This is a genomic window from Rhizobium sp. 01L419 (assembly GCF_056400025.1).
The window spans coordinates 337,145-355,567 of sequence record NZ_JBFTSM010000004.1; the positions used below are offsets into that span (position 1 = coordinate 337,145).

Below are 18,423 nucleotides of genomic sequence, written 5' to 3' on the forward strand. Positions count from 1 at the left end.
GGGATGGCGGCAGAAACGCCGCCATCGAGATTCCTTACACCGCGAGCTTGCCGTCGAGATAGAGCTGGAGGGTTTCCTTCGTGCCCTTTTCCCACAAGGTTTTGAGCGCATGGGCGAAACGTTTGCGGAAAACGTCTGATTTCGCTGCTTCGCCGAAAATATCGTCGAAGGCGAGGAAGGCTGCCGGATCATCCTTTGCCTTTACCGCCGCCTCATGCAGGCGCTCGGCGCTGGCATCGTTGAAGACGATCTCCTTGCCGCTGTCGCTCGTGCCGGCGAAGTAACGGCACCAGAGCGCCGAGACGAGCGCGAGGCCTACGACATCCTTGCCCTGGCGCAGATTGTCGAGGGTCGACGGCAGGATGAATTTCGGCTGACGGTTGGAGCCGTCCTGCGCCAGCCGCGGGATCGTATCGGCGATCTTGGGATTGAGGAAGCGACGCTCGATCAGCTTGAAATAATCCTGCAGCGACGTATCCGGTACCGGCGGTATGATCGGAATGATTTCGTCATTCTCGAGCTTGGCAAGGAAGGCGCGGATCAGGTCGTTTTCCATCGCCTCATGCACGAAATGAATGTCCATCAGCGCGGCAGGATAGGCAATCGCCGCATGGCCGCCGTTGAGGATGCGGATCTTCATGTGCTCATAAGGCGTGACATCTGGCACGAAGGTGACGCCCACCTTTTCGAGCGCCGGGCGGCCCATCGGAAACTTGTCTTCCAGCACCCACTGCTTGAACTCTTCGCAATAGACCGGCCAGTTATCCTCGATATCGAAATTGTCCTTGAGAAAATCGATCTCGCGTTGGCTGGTCGCCGGCGTGATACGGTCCACCATACCGTTCGGGAAGGAGACATTGGCCTTGATCCAGTCGGCAAAGGCTGGATCGGAAAGCTTCGCCGTGCCGACGACGGCGTTGGCAGTCACGACGCCGTTGTGGGGAATGTTATCGCAGGACATGACGGTGAAGGGCTCGATGCCCTTGTCCTTGCGCACCTTCAGGCCGGCAACGATCAGACCGAAGACCGTCTTCGGCGTCGCCGGGTTCTGGCCATCAGCGGCAATCGCCGGGTGCGCCGGATTGAACTTGCCCGAGGCATCGATGAAATAGCCGCCTTCGGTGATCGTCATCGAGACGATGCGAATAGTTGGATCGGCGAGCTTGGCGATGATAACAGCGGGTTCACCGACCGGCAGGATATCGATCATCGGCCCGGTCACGCGTGCGGCCGTCCTGTTGTTGTCCTGCTCGACGACGGTCGTCAGGAAATCCTGAGCAGCGAGCTTGTCGCGCATAGCAGCATCGGAAGGCAGAACGCCGGCCCCGATGATGGCCCAGTTATGGTCGCTACCGGCATTGAAGAGATCGTCGAGATAGATCGCCTGATGGGCGCGATGGAAATTACCGACGCCGAAGTGCACGATGCCGGCTTTCAGCGACGCCCGGTCGTAAGCCGGAATGGCCGCGGTCTTTGCCGCCTCGGCGAGCGTTGCCAGCGATAATTTGCACGTCATGTTTCAGTCCTCTTGAAGGTCTTGCGAAAGGACTTCCGCCCTCCCGGTAGCGCGGTCCGGACGACATCGCCCGGTCCGCATGTCTGCCCCCAGCCGGTAGCAGCCTCAGATGGCGAGGCCGCCCTCGTTGAATTTATGGATACGCGTCTTGTCCGGCGTCAGGTAGACGATATCGCCGGCTTTGGCCGCGAAGTCGCCATTGCTGCGCGCCGTCGCCATGCCGATACCCTCGACATCGACGTGCAGGAATGTGTCGGAGCCCAGATGCTCGGCAACCGTGACCCTGCCCTTCCAGTCACCGCTTTCGGTCGACAGCAGCACGTGTTCGGGACGGATACCGATCGTGTGCGCATTGAGCTGCGCCGCATTCTGCCCTTTGATGAAATTCATTTTAGGTGAGCCGATGAAGCCGGCGACGAAGAGGTTTCGCGGGCTGCGATAGAGCTCCAGCGGCGAGCCGACCTGCTCGATATTGCCCCTATTCAGAACCACGATCTTGTCGGCCATGGTCATGGCTTCCACCTGGTCGTGGGTAACGTAGACCATCGTTGTTTTCAGCTGCTGGTGCAGCTCGCTGATTTCGATACGCATGTTGACGCGCAGCGCCGCATCGAGGTTCGACAGTGGCTCGTCGAAGAGGAAGGCCGACGGCTGGCGCACGATGGCGCGGCCGATCGCGACGCGTTGGCGCTGGCCGCCCGAGAGCTGGCGCGGCTTGCGATCCAGATAGTCGCCGAGGTTCAGCACGCGCGCCGCATCGGTCACCTTGCGGTCGATCTCGGCCTTGTCCATGCCCGCCATCTTCAGCGGGAAGGCGATGTTGTTGCGCACGCTCATATGCGGATAGAGCGCATAGGACTGGAAGACCATCGCCAGACCGCGTTCGGACGGCGCCTTTTCGGTCGCGTCCTTGCCGTCGATGACGATCTTGCCGCCAGAGACATCCTCGAGACCCGCGATCAGGCGCAGCAAGGTGGACTTGCCGCAGCCGGAGGGACCGACGAAGACGACGAATTCGCCGTCCCTGATGTCGAGATCGATCGAAGGGATGACCTTGGCTTCGCCGAAGACCTTCGAAACCTTTTGAAGGGTAATGCTGCCCATGTTTCTCTCCCTATGATCTTATTTCACCGCGCCGAAGGTCAGGCCGCGGACGAGTTGTTTCTGGCTGAACCAGCCGAGGATGAGGATCGGCGCGATCGCCATGGTCGAAGCCGCCGAAAGCTTGGCATAGAACAGGCCTTCCGGGCTCGAATAGGAAGCGATGAAGGCTGTCAGCGGCGCCGCCTTGGAGGCCGTCAGGTTCAGCGTCCAGAAGGCTTCGTTCCAGGCGAGGATGATATTGAGCAGCAGGGTCGAGGCAATGCCCGGCACGGCCATCGGCGTCAGCACGTAGACGATTTCCTTGACGAGCGAGGCTCCGTCCATGCGTGCGGCTTCCAGGATTTCGCCGGGGATTTCCTTGAAGTAGGTATAGAGCATCCAGACGATGATCGGCAGGTTGATCAGCGTCAGCACGATCACCAGCCCGGTGCGTGTATCGAGCAGGCCGAAATTGCGGAATAACAGGTATATCGGGATGAGCGCGCCGACCGGCGGCATCATTTTGGTCGACAGCATCCACATCAGCACATCCTTCGTCCGCTTGGTCGGCGCAAAGGCCATGGCCCAGGCGGCCGGGATGGCGATGATGAGGCCGATCAGCGTCGAGCCGAAGGAGATCACCACCGAATTCATGAAGTGGGTAAGATAGTCGGACCGGCTCTGCACTTCAGCATAGTTCTCGGTCGTCCAGTGGAAGAACAGGAACTGCGGCGGCGAAGCGATGGCATCCGCCTCCGACTTGAAGCTCGTGAGGAAGGTCCAAAGGATCGGGAAGAAGATCAGGATGCCGAGCGACCAGGCGATCGCGGTCATGATGACCTTGCGTTGGGTGGTGACCTTTCTAGCCATCTCAAGCCTCCAGATTCTTGCCGACGAGGCGGACGAGGAAGATCGCAACGATATTGGCAAGCACGACCGCCACGATACCGCCCGCCGAAGCCCCGCCAATATCGAACTGCAGCAGCGCCTGTGAATAGACGAGAAAGGTGAGGTTGGTGCTCTGCGTGCCCGGGCCGCCGTTGGTGGTGACCAGGATTTCGGCGAAGACCGACAGCAGGAAGATCGTCTGGATCAGGATTACCACGGTGATGGCACGGGCCATATGCGGCAGGATGATGTAGATGAACTTCGAAATCGGCCCGGCGCCGTCCATCTCGGAGGCTTCCTTCTGCTCTTCGTCAAGCGATTGAAGCGCGGTGAGCATGATGAGCGTGGCAAAGGGAAGCCACTGCCAGGCAACGATCAGGATGACCGAGAAAAGCGGCACGCTGGCCAGCCAGTCGATCGGCTGCAGGCCGACAGCCTTTGCCATATAGGCGAAGAGACCGTTGACCGGGTTCATGAACATGTTTTTCCAGACGAGCGCGGCCACTGTCGGCATGACGAAGAAGGGCGCAATGACCAGGATGCGTACAATGCCCTGGCCGTAAATCGGCTGATCGAGCAGGAGTGCAAAGAGAATGCCGCCGACAACGGTGATGACAAGCACACCGGCAACCAGCACCAGCGTATTGATGAGCGCGGCGAAAAAGGCCGGGTCGGTAAGGAAGTATTCGTAGTTTAAGAGACCGACGAAACTCTCCATGCCCGGGTTGAGCAGATTGTAGTTCAGCAGGGAGAAGTAAATCGTCATCGCGAGCGGGACGATCATCCACGCAAAGAGCAGCACCACGGAGGGTGCAATCATCAGGCGTGCTGCGGAGCGAGTGTGAAACGTTGCCATGGCAAATCACCGGTCTGATCTGAAGCGGATGTGGCTGAGGACAGCTCTGAAAAAGAGGCCGCCGATGCAGTTCGGGCAATCGGCGGCCCAGAGGTGCGGAATGTCAAACATTCCGTACATTCTCAGGAGGTATTACTTGATGTAGCCCGCCTTGGTCATTTCGCGGGTGGTCAGCTGCTGTGCACTCTGCAGGGCTTGGTCGACCGAGATCTGGCCGGCAAGGGCTGCGGAGAACTGCTGGCCGACGGCCGTGCCGATGCCCTGGAATTCCGGGATCGCCACGAACTGGACGCCGACATAGGGAACCGGCTTGACAGTCGGCTTGGTCGGATCGGCGGAGTTGATGCTGTCGAGCGTCATCTTCGCAAACGAAGCGGCCTTCTGGTAGTCGGCATTGGCATAGAGCGAGCTGCGCGTGCCCGGAGGTGCGTTCAGCCAGCCTTCCTTCTCGGCGACGAGGTTGGTGTAATCCTTGCTCGTTGCCCAGGAGATGAACTTCTCGGCGGCTTCGGACTTCTGCGAGCCTGCCGGGATGGCGAGGTTCCAGGCCCAGAGCCAGTTGCCGCGCTTGCCGAGGCCCTTGTCCGGAGCCAGCGCAAAGCCGACCTTGTCGGCAACCTGCGACTGCTTCGGATCGGCAACGAAGGACGCAGCAACCGTTGCATCGATCCACATGCCGCACTTGCCGGTCTGGAAGAGCGCCAGGTTTTCGTTGAAGCCGTTGGAAGAAGCACCGGGAGGGCCGGCATCCTTCATCAGGTTGACGTAGAAGCTGAGTGTATCCTTCCACTCGGGCTGATCGAACTGCGGCTTCCACTGTTCATCGAACCAGCGGGCGCCGAAGGAATTCGACATGGCCGTCAGGAAGGCCATGTTTTCGCCCCAGCCGGCCTTGCCGCGCAAGCAGATGCCGTAGATTTCCTTGTCCTTGTTGGTGACCTTCTTCGCGGCATCTGCGATGAAGTCCCAGGTCGGCGCGTCGGGCATTTTCAGGCCAGCAGCGTCGAAGAGATCCTTGCGGTACATGACCATGGAGCTTTCGCCGTAGAACGGAGCTGCATAGAGCTTGCCGTCCTGGCTGATGCCGCTGCGGATGGCCGGCAGCAGATCGTCCACGTCATAGTTGGCGCCGAGATTGTCGAGCGGCAGGAGCCAGCCTTTCTTCGCCCAGATCGGAACTTCATAGGTTCCGATTGTCAAGACGTCGTACTGGCCGCCCTTGGTCGCGATGTCGGTCGTGACCTTCTGGCGCAGAACGTTTTCTTCGAGGGTTACCCATTCAAGGTCGATGCCGGGATTCTTCGCCTTGAAGTCATCCGTCAGCTTCTGCATCCGGATCATGTCGCCGTTGTTCACGGTCGCGATTGTCAGCGTCTCGGCCGAAGCCATGCCGGCAAACGCCAGTGCTGAGCAGGCGCCCAGCAGGAGAGTTCTCAATGTCATATCTTCCTCCCAGAAGATGAGTAGTGAGCATTCGCTTTGCTCATGGGCAATTACTCATCAGTAGGAAAAATTTGTCAATTGGCAATCGTTGCTGCGATGCCGAACAAGCGCTTTATAACATTGATTTAAAACGGTAATATTTTTGCTCAGCTATTGAGCAAAAACTCGGCGGTCTCTTCGTCGGTGATCAAACCGTTCACCTGATGGCCTGTGATGGCAGCTTTGATCGCCTTGAACTTTCGCTTGCCCTTGGCGATTCCGATGACGACAGACGAATCGCGCGGCGGGATCGGAGCCGACGCGACACGCTCGTTGATCGGGTTGTCGAGCAGCTTGCCGTCGACGTCGAAAATCCAGCCGCAGATTTCACCCACAGCACCGCCGCGCATCAGTTCCATCATCTCGTCTTTCTCGAGGAAGCCGTCGACGCAGAGCGGGCCGTCGATGCCGAGTTCGCCGATACCGACGAAGGTCACATCCGCCTGTGCGCTGATCGCCAGCGTCGAGCGCACGAGCTGCTGGCCGTGCAGAAGCTCCCGTTCCTCTGACGAGGTGACGAGAACCGGCAGCGGCATCGGGTAGTGCCGCGCCTTCACCGCATCGGCCATGCTGAAGATGACGTTGTAGTAGGCGGCCGAACCGTCGGGCGCAATATTGCCCGTCAGCGAGACGATGCGGTGATTGGGACATTCGATCGCCGGCAGCTGGTCGACGGCCGCCTTCAGCGTTCGCCCGGTGCCGACAGCCAGTACGATCGGATCGGCGCGCTTCAGCCAGCGCTCGATTTCGGAAGCGGCCGCCTCCGCAATGCCGACCGTCGTCGATGAGGAGCCTGGATCGCTTGGAACGATCTCGACATGTTTGAGGCCGAATTTCTTTCGCAGCTGATTGCCGAGTTCGAGGCAGGCGGCAATCGGATGGTCGAGCCGCACCTTGATCAGACGCTCGGCCACGGCAAGCGAGACGAGCCGCTGCGCCGACTGGCGCGAAATACCCATGGCGGATGCGATTTCATCCTGGGTGCGGCCGGCGACATAATAGAGCCAGCCGGCGCGCGCCGCATCGTCCAGCCGTCCCGATGTCTCCGATTTTTTTACCATTGCCGCCGCCGATTAATTTCTTTGAGTCTGTCTGGTGTCAGATCAAAACAAAAATCGGGCAAATGTCGAGGGCGTTGAAAAAATGAGCAGCCGGTTCTTCATCCGAACCACTGCATGACGATGTAGATGGCTGCCTTGACGAGACCGTAGATCACCCCGGCAGCAACGATGATCGAGACGCCCGTCATGATGAAGCCGAGGAGCGAAAACAGCCCGTCCCGGCCTAGAATGGCAAAGGCGAAGAGGGAAATCGCAATCGCCGGCAGGATGTTGCCGAGCGGCACCGGCAGCACGAGAACGATCGCCAGCACCAGACAGCAGAAGCCCGCCAGATATTCCGCCGGCGGCTCGACAAAAATGCTCAGACGTGGCTGCAGCATACGCTCCGCCCGGGCAAGCCAGGGATGAATGCGCCCGACGATCGTCTCGAAATCCTCCCGCCGCATGGAGCGTGCCGCAATCGCCTTCGGCAGCCACGGCTTCAAGCCGAAGGTGAGCTGTGCGGCAAGGAAAATCAGCGGTGCGCCAAGCAGCGAGGAGGTGCCGGGCGGTGTCGGAAAGGCATTCGGCAATGCGAAGATCAGCATCAGTGCGCCGATCGCCCTATCACCCATTGTCTGGAACAGGTCGCCGATCGACACGCGTTCGCGGCTTCGATCCGCCGCCATCTGTCGAAGGATGGAGGAAAGCCGCCGGCCTTTCGGACGCGGCCTGCGGGCGGTGGTTCTGTGCGTTTCGGTATTTTCGATTGTCATGAATCCGGCGTCGGTAGGTGAATAGCGGAAAGCTCTGCTCGCGCAATATGCCAATAGGATGACCTTGGCGGAGGAAATTATCAGATCATGCAAGCGATCGAGCTTAGTTCATTTATCGAATAATCCTTGTAATTCCCCGCCAACAGTGCGAGCAGACGCCAAGAACAGACAATTGGCAGGCATGCGATGATTATTTCATTCGATATCGGTGGCTCCGCCATCAAGGGCGGAATTGCGCGTTCGGAATCCGACATCGTGCCGCTTGGCCGGCGCCTGACCCCTAAGGATGATTTTCCGGCTTTCGTCGAGACGCTGAAGAGCTTCATAGCCGAGGCGGGCGAACAACCCTCGCGCATTGCGCTGTCGATTGCCGGCGTCGTCGATCCCGATACACAGCGCCTGATCGTCGCCAACATTCCCTGCATTCACGACCGCAACCTTGCCGCCGATCTGGAGGCCGAACTCGGCCTGCCCGTGCTGGTTGCCAACGACGCCGATTGTTTCGCCATGGCGGAAGCCGAACTCGGTGCCGGGCGAGGCCACCGCATCGTCTTCGGCGCCATCCTCGGCACCGGCGTCGGCGGCGGTGTCGTCTCCGATGGTCGGCTCATCAATGAATCGGGTGGTTTTGCCGGTGAATGGGGGCACGGCCCGATCATCGCATCGCAAGCCGGCACTCCGCCGGTCGCCATCCCCGCCTATGCCTGCGGCTGCGGCCAGAAGGGCTGCGTCGATACCGTCGGTGGCGCGCGCGGTCTCGAACGCCTGCACCAGACGCTGCACGACCTGGACCTTTCCAGCGAGGAGATCATCACCGACTGGCGCAACGGCGAAGAAAAGGCCAATCGCACGATCGACGTCTATGTCGATCTCGTCGCTTCGCCGCTCGCGCTCGCCATCAACATCACAGGCGCAACCATCGTGCCAGTTGGCGGAGGCCTCTCGAATGTCGAAGCGCTTCTGGCGGAATTGGATCAAGCGGTACGCGCCCGCATCCTGCGGAAATTCGATCGTCCGCTGGTCGTGCGCAGCGAATGCCGTATCGAGCCGGGTCTGATCGGCGCGGCACTTCTGGGCCTGAAGGCTGAAGCGGCCTAAAGCAATTCCAGCTAAAGTGTGCAGCGGTTTTGCGTCCGGAATGGCGGGAAAGCAGAGCTCTAAAGCGTCGGCCACATCCGGACGATCGCGGCAAAGCGCAGCCAGTCCTTGCGCAGGCAAGGCGTCCAGGCTGCTTCCGCGACGGCCGGCAGCCGCGGGAAAACCAGCCGGTTGAAATAGGCGCGCGAGACGAAATTCTCGCCCCAGATGCAGGCCTGGATGCCCCGCATCCGGCCTCTTAGCTCTTCCGGCAATTCGCCTTCGGCCTCATAGGCATAGGTCTTTTCCGGTGGCGTGAAGCCGGCCCAGCTAGCACCCGGCTCTCCCCAACTTTCTGCCTGTGCCATATCGAGATAATAGGCCTGCCCCGGCGTCATGACGATATCGTAGCCTTCGCTCGCCAGTTCGATGCCGACCTCCGGCTTTTCCCAGGCCATCAGCAGCGTGCCCTCGCGATCGACGCCGCCGCCATGCGAAACCTCGTTCCAGCCGGCAAGCTTCTTGCCGCGCTCCGAAAGCATCGCCTTAATCCGCCGCAGGAAATAGGACTGCAGCTCGGCTGTGCCCGCAAGCTTCTCCCGCTCCATCAGCGCCGTGCAGGCAGGCGAGGCCAACCAGGAACCGTGTGACACCTCATCCCCGCCGATATGGATATAGTCGGACGGAAAAAGCGGAAGCATTTCATCGAACACCTTGCCGAGGAATTCGTAAGTGAATTCGACCGCAGGATTGAGCGCATTGTTGGGATAGCCCTGCACCGACTGGTAGCCGTTCGGTTTCTCCTGCCCGTCGACGAGCTGCGGCAGGGAGAGAAGTGTTGCAGTGCTATGACCGGGTATATCGATCTCCGGCACGACTTCGACACGCAGCACGCCTGCATGGGCAACGATCCGGCGGACATCATCCTGGCTATAAAATCCTGATCGCGGCTCTGCGCCGTCGCCGAGCTGCGGCACCAGAACCTCGCCAGGCCCACGCTTTGCGCCGATCTCCGTAAGCCCAGGATAGGCCTTGATCTCCAGCCGCCAGGCTTCATCGTCGGTCAGATGCCAGTGGAAAATATTGAGCTTGTTCCAGGCAAGGATATCGATCAGCCGTTCGACATCCGCAACCGGATAGAACTGCCGGCTGACATCGAGATGACAGCCGCGCCATTCGTAGCGGGGCTGATCGGCGATAGTGCCGAAGACAGGAAACTGGAAGGTTTCCGGATCGTGGCGCGCGCCATGCAGCAGTTGCGCAAGACTGATCAGCCCGTAGAGCAGCCCGGCCGCATCGTCGGTACCAAGAATGATCTCCTGTGCCGTGAAGCGTAGCTCATAGGCCGCCTCCATAATCGAGGATTCCCCCTTGAAGCGGATCTGCCGCCCTCCCTGAACCGGCTGCAGCGTGAAAGGCACGTTGTCCGCCGGGAAGAGCCGCTGGTAAAGAGCGAGCACCTTCGCCACGGCCTTGATATTCTTGACGCTCGAGCCAGCTGCCGGATAAAGCGCAACGGGCGGCATATCGTCCGGTCGCAACGACAGGAACAACGGCCAGGGCAGCAGCGAAAAGGGCTCTGTCACCTCACCCTTCGGCAGAAGCTCCGGCAATTCACCGCGCTCCGCACCGTCAAGCATCAGATCGCCGAAGCTGACGGGCGCATGCCGGCCATCGGCAAGCGTGAGATAGGCGGATTTGATACCCGACGTCACGTGCTTCGGGCCGTTCGTCAGGCCTTCCACGGTGAAGTGCCAGCTGCGTCCCGGCTTGATGGTGAGGCCCGACGGCGGCGAAAACTCATGGAAATTCGCAACCCGGCGCTTGAGTGTGGCGTCCTCGGCCACATGCTTGTCTGCCACGCGGATAAGCGAGGTATAGGCAAGCGTAAAGCCGGAAAGCGGTTGAGTGGAAAGATTGAAGAGCGTGAAGGTGAGGCGTCCAAAGCTTCCTTCGACCGGGCTCCAGCTTGCTTCCAGATGGTAATCTGCCACAGTCATGTCCTCCCCCCAGCTTATATAGGGCGATCTTTACTCCCGTTTAGCGTCACCCTCTCCTCACATGCTTTCACGGCTTGACAATTTGAAGGCACGAAAGACGGGCTGAAACAAAAATGGCGCGGTCGAAACCGCGCCATTTTGTCATTCGGCTGCCAATGCCGGCGGATGGTGCATGTCCTCATCCGCCTCTTCCTGGTTGGCATTGGCATTTCCTGCATCCTTCGCCTTTGGCTCGCGGCCGAAGAACAAGGCATAGCCGGCCGGCAGCACGAGGATGGTCAGAACGGTGGCGACCAGGATGCCGCCCATCATGGCGTAAGCAAGCGGACCCCAGAAGACACCGCGCGAAATCGGGATCAGCGCCAGCACGGCCGTCAGCGCCGTCAGCGTGATCGGCCGGAAACGGTTCACGGCCGCGCTGATGATCGCCTCATGCCTGTGCATGCCCGCCTTGATGTTCTGGTCGATCTGGTCGACGAGGATAATCGAGTTGCGGATGATGATACCGAGTAGCGCGATAACACCGAGGATGGCCACGAAGCCGAAGGGTGCGCCGCTAATCAGCAGGGCAGAGGCCGCGCCGATAATGCCGAGCGGGCCGGTGGCAAAGACCAGCATCGCCTTGCCGAAATGCTGTAGCTGGGCCATCAGCAGGATCATGATGACGACGAGCATGATCGGCGCCTTGGCGGCAATCGACGCCTGGCTTTCGGCCGAATCCTCCGCGCCGCCCTGGATCTCGATGTTGTAGCCGGCAGGCAGGCTGTCGCGCAGATCCTGCATGTCGTTATAGAGCTTGGTCACCACGTCGTTCGACTGGACATCGTCAGGCAGGGTCGCACGTACCGATATTGTCGGCAGGCGGTCGCGCCGCCATTCGATGCCCTGTTCCATTGATGGCACGACCTTGGCGATCTGCGAGACAGGAACGAAGCCGCCGAAATCCGTCGGCACATAGACCGAATTGACGGCCGAGAGCAGCGAACGGTTCGCATCCGGCTCGCGAGCGACGATCGAGACCGTCTCCTCGCCGTCGCGGAAGTCGTCGAGCGGCGCACCGGACATGGCGGTCTGCAGCATCTGGCGGACACGCTGCGAGGTGACGCCGAGCGCGCGGGCACGGTCCTGGTCGATGACCAGCTTCATCGCCGGCACCGGCTCCAGCCAGTCGTCGTGGACAGCGCCGAGTATCGGATCTTTCGTAAAGCGTTCCTTCACCTGGTCGGCAATCCTGCGCACTTCGGTACGATCGGGACCCATGACACGCATCTGCACCGGCCAGCCCGTCGGCGGGCCGAGGAAGAGGCGGTCAACCTTGCCGCGGATGTCGGGGAAATCTTCCGCGAGGATTGTCCGGAGCTTGGTGATCAGCCGCTCGCGCGCCGGTTCGTCATTGGCCATGATCAGGAGTTGTGCATAGTTCGGGTTGCTAAGCTGCTGGTCGAGCGGCAGGAAGAAGCGCGGCGCGCCCTCGCCGATATAGGTGGCGATGAACTTCTTGTCCGGATCGTCCATCATCTTGGCTTCCAGCGCCTTGGCCTCGACTTCCACCTGCTTGATGCTCGTGCCTTCGGGCAGCCAGAGATCGACGAGGATTTCCGGACGGGAGGACTGCGGGAAGAAGTTCTGCGGAATGAACTGGAAGCTCCACAGGCTGGTGACAAAAGTGGCAAGCGTCAGCGCAAGCACGATGACCCGATGGCGCACCGCCCAGCCGACCGTGCGACGCAGGCCGCGATAGAAGCGGGTGTCGAACACGTCGTGATGTTCACCGGCATGCTTGCGCTGCTTGAGGATCATGTAGCCGAGCCACGGCGTGAAATAGACAGCCACGAACCAGGAAGTCACCAGCGCGATGCCGACGACATAGAAGAGCGAGCGCACATATTCGCCTGCCGTCGATGCCGCAAAGCCGACGGGAATGAAGCCGGCCGTGGTGATCAGCGTACCCGTTAGCATCGGGAAAGCGGTCGAGGAATAGGCGAAGCTCGCCGCGTCGATCTTGACGAGACCTTCCTCGAGCTTTCGCTCCATCAATTCGACGACGATCATTGCATCGTCCACAAGCAGGCCGAGCGCGATGATGAGTGCGCCGAGCGAAATGCGCTGCAGGTCGATACCAAGCTCGTACATGATGGCGAAGGTCGCGGCCAACACCAGCGGAATGGCAATGGCGATGACAAGACCCGAACGCCAGCCGATCGACAGGAACGAGACGATGAGCACGATGGCGAGAGCCTCGCCGAGCGCATGCATGAATTCGCTGACCGCATCGGTCACGACGTCAGGCTGGTTGGAGATCTGGTCGACAGAGACGCCATAGGGCAGCGAATCCTCGAACCGCTTGTAGGTCGCGTCCACGTCCTTGCCGACGTCAGTGACCTTGAAGCCCCTGGCCATGACGACGCCGACCTGCACGCTCTCGTGCCCGTTATAGCGGTACTTGCGCTGATATGGGTCTTCGAGGCCGGAGGTGACGGTGGCGATATCGCCAAGGCGCGTCACCTGATTGCCGGAGCGCAGGCGGAGTTCACGGATATCCTCGACCTTATGGACGTTGCCTTCAACCGAAATGCGCACCGAACGCAAGCCCGTATCGACGTTGCCGGCCGGATCGACGGCATTCTGGCCCTTGATGGCGTTCTGCAGGTCAGGGATCGTCAGGCCGCGCTCGGCGAGCGCCTTGGAGGAGACGTCGATATAGATCTTCTCCGGCTGGTCGCCGATGATGACGGCCTTTTCGACACCCGGCGTCGTCAGCAGCATGTCACGCGCCTGGATCGCGTACTTTTTCAGCTCAGGATAGGAATAGCCGTCGCCGCTGATCGAATGCAGCGTGATGAAAGTATCGCCGAATTCGTCGTTGAAATACGGGCCGAGCAACCCCTGCGGCAGGTCGCCGTTGATATCGCCGACCTTCTTGCGCACCTGGTAGAAGGCATCGGCGACCTGGGCGGAATCCGTATCACCCTTCACCTGCACGGTGATGATCGTGCTGCCGGCACGCGTATAGGACTTCACCCAGTCGAGATGCGGCGTTTCCTGCAGCTTTCGCTCGATCTTGTTGGTGACCTGGTCTTCCATGTCCTGAAGGGAAGCGCCCGGCCAAATCGCCTGGACGACCATGACGCGGAAAGTGAAGTCCGGATCTTCCTTCTGGCCCATGCGCGTCAGGCCGAGCACGCCGGTGATCAGGATCAGCCCGAAAAGGAAGCGCGCGATGCTCGGATGGCCGATCGCCCAGCGCGAAAGATTGAAGGGGCGCTTTTCAGTGGTGTTGGCATCCATGATCCTGTTCCCTCTCTATCAGCCGTTCAGCGGACGGTTGCGTCCGTTTCGGCGGCAGCCGATTGCTGATCGGGAAGTTTAACCTTCAGATTTTCGCTCATGAATTGTGTACCGGCGGCCACGACGAGATCGCCGCTATCGAGCCCCTTGGCGACACGAACCCCGTCGGCGGTGAAATCGGCGACTTCGATGCCGCGGGAGTGCACGGTCGCCGTTCCGCGATCGACGGTCCAGACGACCTTCTTGCCGTCCTTCTGCGCCAGCGCGCTGAGCGGGATGGAAACATACGTGTTCGTATTGCTGACATCGGCTTCGATCGTCGCGGTCATGCCGAGTAGCACACGCGGATCGTTCGGCAGGCTGACACGCACAGCGAAGGTACGAGACTGCTGGTCGGCGCTACCCGCGACCTCACGAACGGTGCCCTCATGTACAAGCTTGTCATCAGACCAGAAGCTCGCCTTCAYGGTCTTGCCGGGCTTGAACTGGGCGATATCGTTTTCCGGCACGGCGATCTGCACTTCCTTCTCGCCATCGACGGCAACGGCAACGACGGGCGTGCCAGATCCCACGACCTGTCCGACATCGGCATTAATGGTCGTCACGATACCGCTATGGTCCGCCTTGAGTTCCGTATAGCTCACCTGGTTCTTCGCCTGGTCGAGCGCGGACGCTGCAGCATCGCGGCTCGAAATCGCCTGGTCATGGCTGAGCGAAGCCTGTTCGACCTGGGATTTCGGCGCGACGTTCTTGTCGAAGAGCTGCTCGGCGCGGCGGTTGGCGATGTCGGCCGTCTCGACGGCCTTCTCGGCGGCGGCGAGATTGGCGTCTGCAGTCTTCACCGCAAGCTGGTAGTCGGTCGAGTCGATCCGGGCGAGAACGTCACCCGGCTTCACCTGCTGACCGATATCGACGAGACGCTCGGTAATCTTGCCGGCGACGCGGAAGCCGAGATTCATTTCCGTGCGCGCCCTTACGGATCCCGAATAGTCGAGCGTGCGGGTATCGCCGGCCTTGGCGATCTCGACCACCTTGACCGGCCGGATGACTTGCCTGACCTCTGCCTTTTCTTCCGTGCAGCCTGCGACGCCAAGACCGACCGCGCCAAGGAGCGCGAAGCTCATGACGGACGGCATGCGATTGCTGAAGGCCTTGAGCGAAAACATCTTTCGCACTCCTGATCGTTTCGGGTTTTCTTGACGGTTTTTGCCGCGTTTATTTTTTCAATGCCCTGATCGAAAATTCGATCAGTTCGTCCACGGCCGCCCGGTTTGTCTTGGCAAGACATTGGGCCACCATCTGCGGATGGCAGAGATTGATGGTCGCCGCCCCGAAGCAGCGGGAGGCTACCTCGGGGTCCTGGTCGGCGAATTCACCGGCAGCGATGCCATCCCGGATGACGTCGGCAATCAGTGCGTGAATGGAGTCGATGTGCTTCTCGATGACATGCCAGTCGCGTTCGATCGCAACGATCACCATCTCATGCACCTTCTGTTGGTCGAGCATGGTGTCGAGCGTCATCTGGTACTGGCTGCGCACATACTGGCGCAGCCGGTCGGAAGCGCCGATGTTCTGATGGCAGATATTGACTGCAAGCTCGTAGCTGGCGGCCAACATGCGTCCACAGATCGCCTGGTGGATCTCAACCTTGGAAGCAAAGAAGCGATAGATATTGGCGGGCGACATGCCGAGATCGCGAGCCACATCCGCAACCGTCGTCTTGGAATAGCCGTAGTGGCGAAAGAGCCGCTCTGCGGCATCCAGAATACGGGTGACATTTTCCTGCCGTGTGACGTCCAGCGTGGTTTCCGCGATGTCGATCATGGTTTCAAGCCTGACTTTTTACGACTGACGAATTTTGATTTTCATCAGTCGTAAAATATCATCATTCACTTGTCAATGATTTTGCGCTGCAAACAAAAATGCCGCAGCCCGGAAGGCTGCGGCATTCGATTGAAACGCTGGAAGGATCAGGCGAGCTTGACGTCGAGCGTGATCGGAACGGCCGAAAGCGCCTTGGACACCGGGCAACCGGCCTTGGCCATGTTGGCGAGCTCTTCGAACTTTGCCTGGTCGGCGCCAGGAATGCTGCCGGTCAGCGACAGATGGATGGCGGTGATGGCAAAACCGCCCTCTACACTTTCAAGCGTCACCTTGGCAGATGTTTCCATGTGGTCGGCCTTGAGGCCGGCTTCGCCGAGGATCAGCGACAGGGCCATGGTGAAGCAGCCTGCATGGGCAGCGCCGATAAGCTCTTCCGGGTTTGTGCCGGCAATGCCTTCGAAACGGCTTGCGAAGCCATAGGGGTAATTGCTCAGCGCACCGCTCTGAGTCGAGATCTGACCCTTGCCGTCCTTGAGACCGCCCGACCACTGAGCCGAACCTGTGCGATTGATCTGCATGCCGTCCTCCTGTTTCAACTGATTTTCGAAGCGTTGCGCCGCTCCACCGCGAAGGACGTTCTGCCCTTCCGACCGGCAATATAGTCCTCTATCCGCGGAAGACGACATCAGATTGAATGCCAATCATCATACAAGAAGATTGCTTGTGTATGATGATTGCTTTAAAAGACGTGGCCACGAGGAACCTTCCGATGCAGCCCGCAGCAAGACGCGATGAGAAAAACGCAGCGCCCGAGCGCCGGCCGCGCGTCCGCCGTAACGTGACGGCGGCGATTGCCGTGGATATCTGCGCCAACCGGTACCCCGCCGGTACGCTGCTGCCGCGCGAAAACGACCTCTGCGACCTCCATGGCGTCAGCCGCACCGTCATCCGAGAATCTCTGAAAGTCCTGGAATCCAAGGGGCTTGTACGCGGCAAGCCGCGCATCGGCACCACCGTCTGCGACAAGGACGAATGGAACATCCTCGACCAGGATGTGCTGGAGTGGATGGGGCCGCATCTCGGCGACTTCGACCTGCTGGCGAGTATCCTGGAGGCGCGCCGCACGATCGAACCGGCAGCGGCCGAATATGCCGCAAGCCGTGCGAGCGCCCAGGAGATCGCCGATCTTGAGGAAGCCTGGCAGCGCATGCAATCGGCGTGCGACGATCCGGAGGCCTTCACCGAGGCGGATCTCCTCTTTCATACCGTGCTTCTCAAGGCGAGCCATAACCAGGTCTTCCATCGCCTCTCCGGCGCCATCCATGCCGCACTGAAATTCGCACTTCACGCGTCGAACCTCGCCATGCCGGATCACCGGGAAGCGATTGCCCTTCATGGCAAGGTCGTGGAGTCCTTCCGCTTGCGCGACGCGAAAGAGGCGCGCGATTGCGTCAACCGAATTCTCGACCTCGCCAAACGCGACCTCACCGCGGCCGGCAGGACGAAATAACCGAACTCAGAAAATATCGGCGCCCTCGGCCACCGACCGGAACACGAAGCGAAACGAAAGCACGATTTCCATGAAGATCACCAAACTGACCACCTATATCGTCCCGCCGCGCTGGCTGTTTCTGAAGATCGAAACCGACGAGGGCATCGTCGGCTGGGGCGAACCGGTTGTCGAAGGCCGCGCACTGACCGTCGAGGCCGCCGTCCACGAACTCGCCGATTACCTTGTCGGCAAGGATCCCTTCCTGATCGAAGACCACTGGACCGTCATGTATCGCGGCGGCTTCTATCGCGGCGGTGCCATTCACATGTCGGCGATATCAGGCATCGACCAGGCGCTCTGGGACATCAAGGGCAAGGCGCTCGGCCAGCCGATCCACTCGCTGCTCGGCGGCCAGGTGCGCGACCGCATCAAGGTCTACTCCTGGATCGGCGGCGACCGCCCTTCCGACGTCGCCCGCAACGCCAAGGACGTTGTGGCCCGTGGCTTCAAGGCCATCAAGCTCAACGGCTGCGAGGAAATGCAGATTGTCGATAGCAACGAGAAGATCGACAAGGCGGTCGAGACCATCGCCACCATCCGCGAGGCAATCGGCCCGCATGTCGGCATCGGCGTCGATTTCCACGGCCGTGTGCATAAGCCGATGGCCAAGGTTCTCGCCAAGGAGCTCGAGCCCTACAAGCTGATGTTCATCGAGGAACCGGTACTCTCCGAACACCGGGAGACCCTGAAGGAAATCGCCAACCATTGCTCGACGCCGATCGCGCTCGGCGAACGCCTCTATTCCCGCTGGGACTTCAAGTCGGTCCTGTCGGACGGCTATGTCGACATCATCCAGCCGGACCTGTCGCATGCCGGCGGCATCACCGAATGCCGCAAGATCGCCGCCATGGCCGAAGCCTATGACGTGGCAGTCGCCCCGCATTGCCCGCTCGGTCCGATCGCGCTTGCCGCCTGCCTGCAGGTCGACGCCATCTCCTACAATGCCTTCATTCAGGAACAGAGCCTCGGCATCCACTACAACAAGGGCAACGACATCCTCGACTACATCTCCAACAAGGAGGTCTTCCAGTATGCCGACGG

At 60.3% G+C, this 18,423-nt stretch carries 15 protein-coding genes; 3 read left to right on the forward strand and 12 right to left on the reverse strand.

Annotation, left to right across the window (positions count from 1 at the left end; genetic code table 11):
• Positions 1-34: 34 nt before the first annotated feature.
• The 7 genes from AC1DUP_RS11605 to AC1DUP_RS11635 form a co-directional block, all read right to left on the reverse strand.
• On the reverse strand, positions 35-1,516 hold the full coding sequence (locus AC1DUP_RS11605; protein WP_113508515.1) for a mannitol dehydrogenase family protein: 1,482 nt from the start codon (positions 1,514-1,516) through the stop codon (positions 35-37).
• Positions 1,517-1,621: 105 nt separating this feature from the next.
• Entirely contained in the window at positions 1,622-2,620 is a 999-nt protein-coding gene (locus tag AC1DUP_RS11610; RefSeq protein WP_113295946.1) for an ABC transporter ATP-binding protein, read from the reverse strand.
• Positions 2,621-2,638: 18 nt separating this feature from the next.
• Positions 2,639-3,469 carry a carbohydrate ABC transporter permease gene (locus AC1DUP_RS11615; RefSeq protein ID WP_113295945.1) on the reverse strand — a complete coding sequence of 277 codons (831 nt, stop codon included), beginning with the start codon at positions 3,467-3,469 and terminating at the stop codon, positions 2,639-2,641.
• 1 nt (position 3,470) lies between these two features.
• Entirely contained in the window at positions 3,471-4,343 is an 873-nt protein-coding gene (locus tag AC1DUP_RS11620) for a carbohydrate ABC transporter permease (protein ID WP_037103313.1), read from the reverse strand.
• A gap of 132 nt (positions 4,344-4,475) precedes the next feature.
• A complete protein-coding gene (locus AC1DUP_RS11625; protein WP_113508517.1) occupies positions 4,476-5,786 on the reverse strand; it encodes an ABC transporter substrate-binding protein in 1,311 nt (436 codons plus the stop codon).
• A gap of 146 nt (positions 5,787-5,932) precedes the next feature.
• Positions 5,933-6,886, reverse strand: a complete 954-nt coding sequence (locus AC1DUP_RS11630) for a sugar-binding transcriptional regulator (RefSeq protein ID WP_113295943.1) — start codon at positions 6,884-6,886, stop codon at positions 5,933-5,935.
• 98 nt (positions 6,887-6,984) lie between these two features.
• On the reverse strand, positions 6,985-7,641 hold the full coding sequence (locus AC1DUP_RS11635; RefSeq protein ID WP_477832717.1) for an exopolysaccharide biosynthesis protein: 657 nt from the start codon (positions 7,639-7,641) through the stop codon (positions 6,985-6,987).
• A 186-nt stretch (positions 7,642-7,827) separates the two neighbouring features.
• Between AC1DUP_RS11635 and AC1DUP_RS11640 the strand changes: the two genes are divergently transcribed.
• The gene (locus tag AC1DUP_RS11640) at positions 7,828-8,739 is read left to right on the forward strand and encodes an ROK family protein (protein WP_477832718.1); all 912 of its coding nucleotides are present in this window, start codon (positions 7,828-7,830) and stop codon (positions 8,737-8,739) included.
• 59 nt (positions 8,740-8,798) lie between these two features.
• Here AC1DUP_RS11640 and AC1DUP_RS11645 read toward each other — a convergent pair whose 3' ends face one another.
• The 5 genes from AC1DUP_RS11645 to AC1DUP_RS11665 all read right to left on the reverse strand — a co-directional run bounded on the left by AC1DUP_RS11645 (position 8,799) and on the right by AC1DUP_RS11665 (position 16,408).
• A complete protein-coding gene (locus AC1DUP_RS11645; RefSeq protein WP_477832727.1) occupies positions 8,799-10,712 on the reverse strand; it encodes a beta-N-acetylhexosaminidase in 1,914 nt (637 codons plus the stop codon).
• A 147-nt stretch (positions 10,713-10,859) separates the two neighbouring features.
• The gene (locus tag AC1DUP_RS11650; RefSeq protein ID WP_477832719.1) at positions 10,860-14,006 is read right to left on the reverse strand and encodes an efflux RND transporter permease subunit; all 3,147 of its coding nucleotides are present in this window, start codon (positions 14,004-14,006) and stop codon (positions 10,860-10,862) included.
• Between the two features lie 26 nt (positions 14,007-14,032).
• Positions 14,033-15,172 (reverse strand): efflux RND transporter periplasmic adaptor subunit, encoded by a 1,140-nt coding sequence (locus AC1DUP_RS11655; RefSeq protein ID WP_477832720.1) that lies wholly within the window; start codon positions 15,170-15,172, stop codon positions 14,033-14,035.
• Between the two features lie 49 nt (positions 15,173-15,221).
• Positions 15,222-15,830: a TetR/AcrR family transcriptional regulator gene (locus AC1DUP_RS11660; RefSeq protein WP_113295938.1), complete on the reverse strand. Its 609-nt coding sequence runs from the start codon at positions 15,828-15,830 to the stop codon at positions 15,222-15,224.
• Positions 15,831-15,976: 146 nt separating this feature from the next.
• Complete coding sequence (locus AC1DUP_RS11665) at positions 15,977-16,408, reverse strand: OsmC family protein (RefSeq protein ID WP_113295937.1); 432 nt, start codon at positions 16,406-16,408, stop codon at positions 15,977-15,979.
• Between the two features lie 191 nt (positions 16,409-16,599).
• On the opposite strand from AC1DUP_RS11665, the gene AC1DUP_RS11670 reads away from it, so the two are divergent.
• The gene (locus tag AC1DUP_RS11670; RefSeq protein ID WP_477832721.1) at positions 16,600-17,340 is read left to right on the forward strand and encodes a FadR/GntR family transcriptional regulator; all 741 of its coding nucleotides are present in this window, start codon (positions 16,600-16,602) and stop codon (positions 17,338-17,340) included.
• Between the two features lie 70 nt (positions 17,341-17,410).
• Positions 17,411-18,423, forward strand: a 1,013-nt coding sequence (dgoD, locus tag AC1DUP_RS11675) for a galactonate dehydratase (protein ID WP_477832722.1), incomplete at its 3' end; no start/stop codon positions are given.

Coding starts and splice junctions, on each gene's coding strand:
- AC1DUP_RS11615 (WP_113295945.1), bottom strand. CDS start 3,469: ATGGCTAGAAAGGTCACCACCCAACGCAAGGTCATCATGACCGCGATC.
- AC1DUP_RS11660 (WP_113295938.1), bottom strand. CDS start 15,830: ATGATCGACATCGCGGAAACCACGCTGGACGTCACACGGCAGGAAAAT.
- AC1DUP_RS11610 (WP_113295946.1), bottom strand. CDS start 2,620: ATGGGCAGCATTACCCTTCAAAAGGTTTCGAAGGTCTTCGGCGAAGCC.
- AC1DUP_RS11635 (WP_477832717.1), bottom strand. CDS start 7,641: ATGACAATCGAAAATACCGAAACGCACAGAACCACCGCCCGCAGGCCG.
- AC1DUP_RS11620 (WP_037103313.1), bottom strand. CDS start 4,343: ATGGCAACGTTTCACACTCGCTCCGCAGCACGCCTGATGATTGCACCC.
- AC1DUP_RS11640 (WP_477832718.1), top strand. CDS start 7,828: ATGATTATTTCATTCGATATCGGTGGCTCCGCCATCAAGGGCGGAATT.
- AC1DUP_RS11605 (WP_113508515.1), bottom strand. CDS start 1,516: ATGACGTGCAAATTATCGCTGGCAACGCTCGCCGAGGCGGCAAAGACC.
- AC1DUP_RS11630 (WP_113295943.1), bottom strand. CDS start 6,886: ATGGTAAAAAAATCGGAGACATCGGGACGGCTGGACGATGCGGCGCGC.
- AC1DUP_RS11650 (WP_477832719.1), bottom strand. CDS start 14,006: ATGGATGCCAACACCACTGAAAAGCGCCCCTTCAATCTTTCGCGCTGG.
- AC1DUP_RS11665 (WP_113295937.1), bottom strand. CDS start 16,408: ATGCAGATCAATCGCACAGGTTCGGCTCAGTGGTCGGGCGGTCTCAAG.
- AC1DUP_RS11625 (WP_113508517.1), bottom strand. CDS start 5,786: ATGACATTGAGAACTCTCCTGCTGGGCGCCTGCTCAGCACTGGCGTTT.
- AC1DUP_RS11670 (WP_477832721.1), top strand. CDS start 16,600: ATGCAGCCCGCAGCAAGACGCGATGAGAAAAACGCAGCGCCCGAGCGC.